4 protein-coding genes are annotated in these 12,110 nt (G+C 41.8%); all 4 read right to left on the bottom strand.

The window, feature by feature from the left end; translation table 11 throughout:
• Window positions 1-246 precede the first annotated feature (246 nt).
• The gene (locus H583_RS0111450) at window positions 247-813 is read right to left on the bottom strand and encodes a flavin reductase family protein (protein WP_028560591.1); all 567 of its coding nucleotides are present in this window, start codon (window positions 811-813) and stop codon (window positions 247-249) included.
• 811 nt (window positions 814-1,624) lie between these two features.
• Window positions 1,625-2,551, bottom strand: a complete 927-nt coding sequence (fabD, locus tag H583_RS32635; protein ID WP_051236328.1) for an ACP S-malonyltransferase — start codon at window positions 2,549-2,551, stop codon at window positions 1,625-1,627.
• 257 nt (window positions 2,552-2,808) lie between these two features.
• Window positions 2,809-3,051: an acyl carrier protein gene (locus tag H583_RS0111465; RefSeq protein WP_028560593.1), complete on the bottom strand. Its 243-nt coding sequence runs from the start codon at window positions 3,049-3,051 to the stop codon at window positions 2,809-2,811.
• A gap of 377 nt (window positions 3,052-3,428) precedes the next feature.
• Window positions 3,429-12,110 (bottom strand): hybrid non-ribosomal peptide synthetase/type I polyketide synthase, encoded by an 8,682-nt coding sequence (locus H583_RS0111470; RefSeq protein WP_028560594.1) that lies wholly within the window; start codon window positions 12,108-12,110, stop codon window positions 3,429-3,431.

A 12,110-nucleotide genomic window follows, 5' to 3' on the forward strand; every position in this document is an offset into this window, starting at 1 on the left:
CGCGACGGGGTTCAGTGGATGACGAGTCGGGGTCTACAGATTGATTCGTTACGGTCGTTGTGCTGTTGTGTCTCTGACATATACTTTTGGTCGATAAGCTTTTACGCACAGATTTTGCCATACGCAAGTATCCAAGCTACGCGGGGACTTGGCCCTTCCCATGACCGGACTTTCACCGGCTAGAAGATGCGTGCTTAGCTGGGCACGCTAAGCACGCAAAAAACCGCCCTTCAAGGCGGTTTTTTGCTATCTCTCCATATATAAAGGATGATTCTTCTCCCTTGCGTCTTGATCCAATACCCGATACAAGGATCGTCCGATGTAAAGCGGAATTTCCAATTTTGCAAAATCAGGCAATCCATCGTCAAGAAAAACCTCGCTATCCCGGTAGCATTGCAAAATTTCCCCTGCAATCCATTCATGATCGCCAAAGGTGGTCATGTTCATGACTTTGCACTCATAAGCGAAATAAGCATCGGTGAGAACCGGAATATCAGCTTTGAGCCCTTCTTCATAGGCAATGTTATACTTCACATATTTATCGATATCATGTCCGCTGAAAGTCCCCACCGCCTGGATTAATTCGGAGCATCTGGCAGGTAAAAAGTGAACGCCGAATACCCCGCTTTGCTCGATCAACTGATAGGTGAACGTTTCTTTACGAATGGATATTCCATAAATACTAGGCGAAGAACCAATGTAAGTATGCCAACCGGATGCCATAATGTTCTGCTTGCCATTAGAACGTGAAGTCACCACGGCTACCATGCCAGGGTATGAGTACCATACGGGTTCTTGGATCGGTAATCTCATTTTTCTTACTCCTCCCTATAGAATCTGTTTCAACTTACACACTTTCTTTATCGTAGTGGAGAACACATAAAATGTAAACAGACGCCTGGGGAAAAATGTTAAACAAATAAGAGATTAATGAGATCGAATATATCCCCTCTAAAATGACAGCTTGCTTCTTTAAAATCATTTTTTTTGATTGCTATACTAATTTATGATTGTTTTTCGAGATACCTTCGATCATGATATATTCAGTCCAGCAGTTCAGAAAGGAAATAATTGATCAGCCGCACCCTCGCAGCCTTGGCAAATGGCTTAAGCTTGCTGCACTCGGACTATTTCAATCATCCTTGGTGATGGGACTGAGTTATTTGAATCTGCAGACGATGTCATCGGGCAGTGTATCCACATTGGCTTCTATGAATCCGATTTGGTTTGTTTTTTCAGTTTTTGGTTCTTTCAACGCAGGTACCGCATCCTTCAATGAATCGGGGTCATAGTTGGTTTCATCGGGGTGATCATAACGCAAGGTTTGATATCCGGTTTGAGGAAAGCTGCCTTCTTACGCTTGGTGGCGGAATGGCTTAGGGGATACCATCCGCCTCAATTTATATCAGTATTATAAAGTGATAACGCGTTGATTCGTTAAAGTTTTTGGGCATAAGAAAGGCTGCCGAGACTTTCTCGACAGCCTTTGTTCGGATATGGTTGGATGGAACATTTATGTTTGACCAGACCAACCATCTTGATATCAAAATTCTCAGAACTTTTTCAGAAGAGCTGATTCTTGTCGCAGATACTTCCCAAAACAGAACGATTTCAGTTGCTCAGATTAAAATAACTCTTTCAAGGCAGCAATGTCATTATCAAAGGAGTGGCTGTCAAGTCCAGCATAAGTCTTTCTCATCATGTTTCGCAGGATACGTTGAGGTCCCAATTCCAATGTGAAATTGACCCCCTGTCTGACTAAAAAGTCCATCGTTGCGTTCCATTGTACCGGGCTAGTCATTTGAGTGGTTAGCAGTTCAACAATCTCCGATTTCCCTGAATAAGGCATTGCACGCACATTTGATATTACTGGGATCTCCAGCTCTGCCAATCGTATTTGCCTTAATTCTTGTTCCAACTTCCGAGCGGCATCTTTCATGAATACACTGTGAAAAGGTGCACTAACTTTTAAACGATATATACTGGCACCCAATAGTTGAAGGCGTGATTCCGCAAGCTCCAAAACCGATAATGTTCCAGAAATTACTGTTTGGTTCGGCATATTATTATTTGATATAGAGACGATATCGGTGCCAGAAGACACTTCCGTACAAACTTGGTCCACTACTTGAAAGCTAACTCCAGATATTGCTGACATACCGCCGGACAACGTGGACATTGCTTCTTGCATAAATATGCCCCGCTTGTTAACGAGGCGCACCGCATCCGCAAACGAAATTGATCCTGAACATGTCAATGCCGTAATTTCACCTAAACTATGACCAGCCATAAAATGGGGACGTATATCAAATTGTTGTAAAAAAACCCTGTAAGCAGCAACACTTTGTGTTAATATGGCTGGCTGAGTGAGTGCTGTTTGCTGAAGTTGTTCATTAGATCCTTCGAAACATAACGAACTCAATTCGAATTCCAGAACCCTATCAGCCTCCTTATACACCTCTTTTGCCGTATCATACCGATCGAACAATTTTTTGCCCATACCAGGGTATTGTGACCCCTGGCCCGGGAACAAGAATGCAATCCTTCTCAAATAACTCATCTCCCAATTAGTTTTTCATCACTATAAGACTCAAGGCCATGTCATAGTTGTTGTGTTGCAATTATCAAAAAGGAAAAAGTATGGAGACCTAGAATAATGAAATCCCATAGTGCCAATTATTTTTCGTCGAGAAGAGTTCCTGTTAACAAAAAGCCGTGCCCTGATCTCCTTCAAGAGGCTATTTTGAATGCATGAGTATAAAGATTCAATATAGCCCCTCTTGGATGGTTTGGATTTACTTTAAATAATCAAATTTTCCCTTCAATATAGCTGATTAGCTTATTAAGATTTTCAAAGTTCTTTATATCCAAATCTTCATCATCAAATTCAATTCCAGACTCTGATTCAATAGCTACAACTAATTCTATGAATTTTATTGAGTTTAAACCAATATCACTTAGACTATCTTCCAAACCAAGTGCGAAAACTGCCTCCTTGTTTTCTGTTAATTCACTAATAAAGTTCCTAAGTTTTAATTCTATCTCATTCATATAAACCTTCCCCTTCGTATCTCATTTTTAATTATTGTGCTCAATATATCCAAAAGAGGAAACGAAACTCTTGTTGGAATCATGAGGGCGGACAGTAATCCATCCGCCTAGCTTTTGAGACTCTTTTAACTGATGTACCCTACGGACCGATATCCCTCGTCCAGCTCATTCCGTTTTCCCAGAGATCCTCAGAAGCAAATGTGCATCACCCAGGAAATGCAAGCCGCTCCATTTCAGCCTGATACACAAGGTATTAAAAAAATACCGAGCTTCTGCTATAAAGAATGATTAGTGTCGAGTCCCTCCATTAGAGTCAACACGACCTAGTGATTTTCTACCTACCATTTCCTGTTCAAGTGACCCAACACATAATATTGCTATATCGATTGTAGTTCATCAATATACCTTGCCTCCAGTTCAGTAATTACTTCTAATTTGCTCAATAAGTTATAGACAGAGTTTTTACCAAATTTAGAAACTAATGTATACTTCACCACAATGGAACGGATATATTTCCAGTCGGTTAATAGCTGATCGGCCAAATTTATAAGACTTTCATTATTAGGACAAACAACTTCAAGCTTATATAACTCTGCTTTTTTAATGTTGACTATATTATTCAAATCACCAAGCAAGTTTTCTGCATAATCGATATTGAAATCGCCTTCTGTCACCTGCATCTTCAAATACTGAATAAATATCTGTATAGCATCAAGATGCCTTATAAGAGCCTCCTTATTTTGACTGATATTTTTTGCCAAACACCGTCTGACATTGTCTGCAGCCATATTTTCAAACTGTTCCGGGGTCTTATAAAACTCATAAAACGAGTGATCGTTGTGGGCTTCTGGAGAGTTCTCCAGATATCCTTTATATGACTGTTCTACATCACTAAAGCCAATTACTCTCTTTTCATAATTCAAATTGTCTCTATACAGGTGCTCAACTATATAAAGAACCTTTTTCTCCAGATCATACCCATATATAAGCCAAGTATGCATCATGTGATCTTTCTGATATGTCTCCTCACGTATTGACGCATAATAGCAATCAACCCAAATAATCACCGTTCTATCATTATTTATCGAAGTAATTATATCACTGATTATATTGTCACTACTCTCCTTTGAAGAGACACTCACACCTACTTTTTCCAAGACAGACTCCAACGGTTCATATTCAATGTATTCTACATCAATCGTTTTATATCCAGACAGTTCATTACAGGTATAAACAGCAAGATCATTGGCCAAAAAGCATGCCACATCCTTGTCATAATACCTTATTACAGGGAACAATGAGTTGTAGTAACAGCTTCTATAAAACAACTCGTTGAAAGGCTCAATTCCGTCAATAATCTTTCTCGTTCCATGGCTGTAACTTTTATTTGCAGAAAGATTAGCGGCCAAAGCTGTGTTTGCTACAGTAGTACTTTTAAGTTGCTTGCTCTCCCCATGTTCTAATATCTGCAAAAAATTCCGTATTGTCCTGTACTCAAAAACATTGGGTTCATCAAAAACAAACCCTTCCTTCTCCAGTTCCACCTCAAGCTTTATGGCGAGGAGGGAGTTCCCCCCAATATTGAAAAAGTCATCGGTAACCCCAATCCTATCTTTTTGCAGGACTTTTTTCCATATTCCTGTGAGCTTGACCTCAAACTCGGTCTCGGCGGCTAAAAATTCATTACTTATGACATTTTGATCAATGCTGTCCTGTAACGCTTTTCTGTTAACCTTGCCGTTGGGAGTGGCGGGAAAACTGTTCATCCATATAAACCTTATAGGAATCATGTACCTTGGGAGTTTTTTTATCAAGCAATTTAAGAGCAGTTGTTCATCCATCTCCTTGTCGGATACATAATAACAATATAAATTGTTAGTTTCCGACTCTTTCTTTGCTATTACCGCTACTTCAACCACCCTGTCAATTTCTAGCATTGCTTTTTCAATTTCTCCTATTTCGATCCTATAACCACGGACTTTTACCATTCCATCCTGCCTACCTATAAATCCCACATTTCCATCGGGCTGATAATATCCATAGTCTCCTGTCATATACATGATTTCACCGTTATTAGATATGAAAGTCTGGTCTGTTTTTTCTTGATCCTTGAAATACCCTTTGGTTACATTCAGGCCGGATATATGAATCTCTCCTATAACTCCCACCCCGCAAAGCTTCTTGTATCTATCGAGAATCAACAGCCTGTTGTTTACTATAGGCTTGCCTATTGGCAATGAACTAAGACTCCCTACATTGTCATCAACCGTATAACTTGTCACCCATATGGTAGTTTCGGTGGGACCATACATGTTGACAACAGCCGACTTTTCAAAAACCGACTTTATTTCGGTAGCTAACGCAACGTTCCAAGCTTCCCCACCTAGCATGATGAGCCTCATATCAAGTATATTTCCATGGTAGCCGGTAGCTATCTTCTGGGACAACTTCAGCATCAATTGCGTCATCAAAGCCGGGACGGAATGCCAGACACTAATGCTTTTCTGGCTAACATATTCAATGAGCAGATCCGGGTTTTTCAGAACATCACTTTTAATGATATGCAGTGTTGCCCCACTCAACAGTGCCCCAAAAATCTCGAACACTGAAATATCAAAGCTAATGGAGGTAACCAGTATCATGTTATCATCCGCATTCAGTCCGAAATTCTCAATGCTCCAGTTAATATAATTATATACGTTGCCGTGACTTACCATAACACCTTTGGGTATACCCGTGGAGCCCGAAGTGTACATGATATACATAAGACTTTCATTAGTATAAATTACGTCTGGATTGTCTTTGCTCTGGCGTATAACATCCTCCCGGGCATAAACATTAATATTTCCTTCTAAGATTACCCCGCTCCCTGAAATATCAATTATTGTCGTTACATTCAGTTGATGCCCTAATCTTTCAATCAGTTCAGTCTCACTAATGAGAATCCTGGCTTCAGAATGCCTCAACACAAAAGCTACTCTTTCGGTAGGGTACTCAGGATCTATCGGAACGTATACTCCCCCTGCTTTAATAATACCCAATATGCCGACTATGGTCTGCATACTTCTGTTTATCATTAACGCAACAGGCTCCCCGACTTTAACTCCTTCTCTCAGCAAAAGGCCGGCAAGCTGGTTTGCCTCTTCATTCAACTGCTCATATGTGACCTTGATGTTATCAAAAAACAAAGCTGTTTTGCTGCCGCAGGACTTGACCCGATTTTCAAATAATTCCTTTATATTACCGGCTTCTATACATGCGACGCTTGTATTATTTATACTATCTAATATTTTCCTTTCCCATTCAGACAACACATCAAATTCGCAGATGCGCTTTCCTATAGATTCCGATATTTGCTTCAGTATGCTCAGGTAGCTTTGAGCAAACCTTTTTATGGTTTCTTCTTTAAATAACCCTGTGCAATATTCAAATGTAAAATCAATCCTGTTATTTTGCTCCATAGCCTCTAGCTTCAAATCAAACTGGGCAATATTGTTTTTCATGGGGTAAGGTTCTACAGAGACGCCATCCAGAATTAAGCTCCGCTCACCCATATTCTGTAACACGAACATTACATCAAAAACAGGATTTCTGTCTAAGTCTTTTGGTAGATTCAGTTTTTTTACAAGTTGCTCGAATTGAAAGTCCTGGTTTTCATAAGCATTCAGTGTATTTTCTCTAACTTGTAACAAGAAGTCCTCAAACGCCATGTCACCTATAGGTTGATTCCGCATGCAAAGAATATTGATAAATATCCCCACGATATTTTCAGTGTCGGGATGCTGCCTGCCTGCCACTGGTGATCCGACGACTATATCCTCGTTAAGGGTAAGCTTATACAGCAACACGTTCAGTGCACTTAACAAAACCATATATAAAGTCGTACCTGTCCTGTAGCATATTCTGTGAAGCTCCTCCATCAAGCTCCTATCCGCTTCAAAGACATATCTGTTACCTTCAAAGTTCTGCCTTAGAGGCCTGGTATAATCCAAAGGCAGATTCAATGCATTAAACTCGTTTGAAAACTGGTTCATCCAATATTTTTCCTGGCTTTTCAGTTCTTCTGAAGATAAAAGCGATTTCTGCCAGGCTGTAAAATCCTTGTATTGTACTTTTAGTTCAGGCAATGTGATCCCGTTATACAAATCACACACTTCCTTTATTAGGATATTCATGGAAATCCCATCAGAGATTATATGATGAATATCAAACAAAAGTATATTCAGGTCATCCTTCCTTGAAACAATGCCAACTCTCATTAATGGAGCAAGTTCAAGCTGAAACGGTCTAATAAAATCATGTATAACAGACGCTATGGCCTCGTCCTCCAAATCGCCGGCAGTGTAGTATTCCATGTTGAGCTCAACGCTATCGACAACCTTCTGCATTATATCCCCATCAACCATATGAAAGGATGTCCTGAGAGACTCATGCCTTTCTATCAAAGCTCGAATTGCATCCCTGAATCTGCATTTGTCGAAATTGCCACGCATTGTGATTGCGTATGGAATATTATAGCTAAGTCCGATGTTGTCCATCCAGTTTATGAAATAGACTCTCTCCTGTGCTGAAGAAACATTATAGTATTCCTGCTTGTTCAAAACGTCAATAGGCTTGTATTCTTCTTTAACTTTCTTGCCATTTATAAAATCCGCCAGTTTTTCTATACTGGAATTATTCATGAGTTCACGGAGCGATACATCCTTTCTTAAAATCTTTCTTATTAAGTTCAACAAACTTAATGCTTTTAAGGAATCCCCGCCCAACTCGAAGAAGCTGTCCTTAATACCAATGGCGGTAATACCGAAAAATCCCTGCCAGATTTTAACCAGTTGTTTTTCCGTATCTCCCTGAGGCGCCGCGTATTCGGAACTTAACCGGTTCCGGATATCCTCACTGACATCCATGATGACAGAGACACTCTCGTCAAGTTCACAAAGATCGATCCATCGGGCCATTCGTTGTTTCAATCCTCCCACATTGGAGACAACAATGCGGTTTAAATGCCCGACAGTCAGAATCTTGTATATCGCAGCTACGGTTTTGGCAGGAGACAGTTTATCCCAGTCAACTGAAATCCATCGTGTTGCAGCAGTTGAAGGTTTGCTTAATATTTTGTAATCCATGAAGGAATTGGCAGATGAATACGCACAAAAACCCATTCCTCCCAGAATCGTGGAGACCGATGACATAACCAGGCAGAAATCCGGCTGTCTGGTTTCAAGCAGTTTTTCCAGGTTCATCAGACCATAAACTTTTGCCTGAAATTGCTCTTCAAAATCTAATTCATTCAATTCGAACACAGTTTTAAAAGATTTTTCTTCAATAATTCCGGCACAATGAATGATTCCGTCGATCTTGCCGAACTTGCTTTCGCCGATCGTGAACGCTTCTTCCAGTTGCTTATAATTTCCCACGTCGCCCTGCAGGTATAAGACTTCCGTTCCCGCAGAACGAATTCTTTGAAAATTCTTTATCCTGGTATTTTCCTTTTCGCCTTCCATTTGTCCGGAGTCTAACGGATGGCGTCCAGTCAGAATTAATTTAGCTTTATAATCACGGCTAATCGCTTCGGCTAATTGTAATCCAATCTCTCCCATACCTCCAGTGATTAGATACACACCATTGGTTTTTAACAAAGAGGTTTTTCCGCTTTTTTCTAGTACATCAAAATCTTCAATCCAGCTCTTTTCCCCTCGGAAGGCGACTATTTTATCTTCCGGGGGAAGATGGATAGCCTGATAAAGCTGCCGTGCCCCGCGCTCATGAATATGCTTCTCCTCCCACGGGGAGATCGAAAAATCGATATTCCTTGTTTTCAGAAAACTCATTTCCTGCGGGAAAACCTTTAACGGTCCTATAATCGTGGAACTTTCCACGAATAATGTTTCTTCTCCGGTTACGGAATGTAAATTATTCGTTACGATCGTAATCTCAATATCGCTTATGATTCCCGCTTCTTTGATGGCCCGGGCTAACAGCATGAGACCGAAAAGACCGGTTGTTTGAGCAGCTCTAAACCTTTCTTTCGCTCCCGTATCGGCATTTGACCGAGGGTTGTCCATTGACCAGAAATAGATAATCTTTTCGGGAATCCTTCCATTCTCCTCCAAGTCAAGAAGCAGACGCGTATAATGCATGAAATTCTCAGGGTCAAGGAGATAAGAGTACCCAGCGCAAATTTCAAAGGAGTCATGGTAAGCTACTTTGCTTATTGAGCCGGAGCTTCCTTCCAAGAGTTTAATAAAGTCATTGCATATGGGATGCGCAGAGGCAAAAACAAGTATGGATTTTGCCGCGTTTTCTTCCAGACTATCAACTGGAGGAGGGGGAGAAGACTTCCAGGAGATCGAGTAAATCTCCTCATCCTGGGATTCATCAACTTTCATCTGCCCTCTCAGAGCATCTAAAACCCCTTTTTCGGTCAGCTCGTTCTTCAAAATCTGTTCCTTAAAAGGGAAGGTCGGTAAAGAAATCCGATGCCTGTCCCGGGATAAGAAAATATGATCCCATTTCCATTCGACTCCATGATTCCATAACAGACCGATCCGGTTTAAAAGGAAGGGATAATCGTCGCCATCCTCGCCTTCGCTTTTGATTGTATTCAGGATAATCCCCTTTTTACCCACATAACGGCTAACAAGATTGACCAAATCCCGGCCGGGACCAATCTCAAGCAATACCGGCTCATCCAGTTGGGACAGCAGCTCCATGCTTTGATGGAATAGCACTGTTTTACTCAGGTGATCGACCCAATATTCCGGGCAGGCCATTTCCAAATCGGATAGCCACTCCCCTTTGACATTGGAGAGTATAGGAAATTGCGGCTTTTTCCAGTCTATTGCGGCCATTGCCTTTTTGAATTCATCGACAACGGGCAGGGCGAGATGGGAATGAACAGCCCGGGAATTGGAAATTCTGAAGGAGAAGATCCGCTCCTTTTTAAGCTGCTGTTCCAGTTCCGTCATCACATCCGCTGTTCCCGCGAGAATGGATGACTCCCCATTATCTATAGCCAGGGATATGTCCGGGCCCAGATATTTTTCTGTCTTTTCCTTTGGCAAAGGGATGGATAGAAGCACACTGTCTTCCAGTTTAGCAACCAACTCTCCCCTTGCTTTTAATATCTCCAGTGTTTCCCTGACTGTCATGATTCCGGCAATACAGGCTGCGGTGTATTCCCCCAGGCTGTAGCCGATAACACCCGTCGGCTTTATCCCCCAATGCATCAAGAGCTTGGCCATCGCATACTCCAATATGAAAACAACATATTGAGAGCGGACAAACTCATGAATTTCTTCCCCGCTTGTCAACTCGGGAGAGTTGTAAAAGTGAGGTATACGTACCCCCACTTCTTCCTGCAGGATTTTATAGCAACTGTCAATCGTATCGCGGAAGAAGGAAACCTTTGCGTATAGTTCGTTGCCCATATTTATATATTGGGATCCAAGACCAGCAAACATAAATATAAGGTTATGCTCACTGGCCGTTGTTTGTGAGAACTTTATTTTTCCCGGGGTTGGGTTCGCTAAAATGGATGCTGCCGTCTCCAAACTCGAAGCAAGGAACATACAACGGTGCTCGAAGCCTTTTCTCCCCACCCGCAGAGTATGAGCCATGTCTGAGAGAGAAATATCTGTATTCGATCCTATGAAATCCCTAAGGTTATCGATCGATTTTTTCAAGCCCTCTTGGCTGCGGGCGCTGAGCAATACCAACTCTGCTGTATCCTCACTTTTTTTACCGACAGGAGAGATATATTCCTCTAGCAGAACATGAGCGTTGGTCCCTCCGATCCCAAATGAACTCACTCCCGCGCGCCGCGGGCCTCCCTGTGCCTTCCAGGGAATATTTTCAGTGTTTATATAAAACGGACTATCTTCCAATTTCAGCCGCGGATTATACGCCTTGAAATTTATCATTGGCGGAATTTCTTTGTGTTTCAAGGCCAGGACAACTTTGATCAAACCTGCAATCCCCGCGGCTGTATCGAGGTGCCCGATATTAGCCTTTACTGAACCTAGTGCACAATAATTCTGCTTCGGAGTATTAAAAGCGCTTTTCAATGCCCCAATTTCTATTTGATCTCCAAGATTAGTTGCTGTGCCGTGGGTTTCTACCAGCGAGATGGAATCGGGTTCCACCCCGGCCAGCTGATGAGCATATTTTATAACTTCCCTCTGTCCTGCCATACTGGGTGACGTATAGCTTTCTTTTCTCCGCCCATCGTTATTTATCGCGCTTCCCTTAATTACCGCATAAATATTGTCATTGTCTCTTATTGCATCATCCAGCAATTTTAAAACGACAATGCCCGCGCCTTCTCCCCCGATAAAGCCATCGGCGTCCTTGTCAAAGGGACGACAATGCCCATCAGAAGACAGGATCATTCCCTCCTGGTACATATATCCATATTCTTCATGTGATTTAAGAGAGACTCCCCCTGCAAGGGCCATATCACACTCCCCGTTCAACAAGGATTGGCAGGCCATATGAACCCCGACCAGGCTGGTAGAACAAGCAGTATGAAGATGAAAAACCGGGCCTTTAAGATTGAGTGCATAGGAGATCTTGGAGCATATGTAATCCTTGTCCATGAATTGAGATTCAGAGAAATCGTCAGTCTCTTTATCCCCTTCCGCAAGGGTATTAATGCCTTCCCAATAAAAGCTGGAAGAGGCTCCTGCAAATAATCCGATAAGCTTCTCATACTCAAAAGGATTGTATCCTGCATCCTCCAGGGCTTCCCAAACGGTCTCATGAAGTATTCTGGTTTGGGGATTCATAACCCTGGCCTCATGAGGGGTGTAACCGAAAAAAGTATAATCGAATGAATCCCTGCTTTTAACCCGGCCCCCTTTGACATCAACAAAGCCGGCAGAGTTTATTTTCTCTGCCGGTACCCCTGCTTCAAGTAATTCATCTTCGCTATAAAAATCTATAGATTCTACTCCATTTTTAAGGTTGTCCCAGAATTCCCGGTAATTTCGAGAACCGGGAAAACGTACGGACATTCCGATTACGGCTACTTCTAATCCGTTCCTCTTATCCTCGAACAT

Source organism: Paenibacillus pinihumi DSM 23905 = JCM 16419 (assembly GCF_000422505.1).
Taxonomy (GTDB): Bacteria; Bacillota; Bacilli; order Paenibacillales; family Paenibacillaceae; genus Paenibacillus_D; species Paenibacillus_D pinihumi.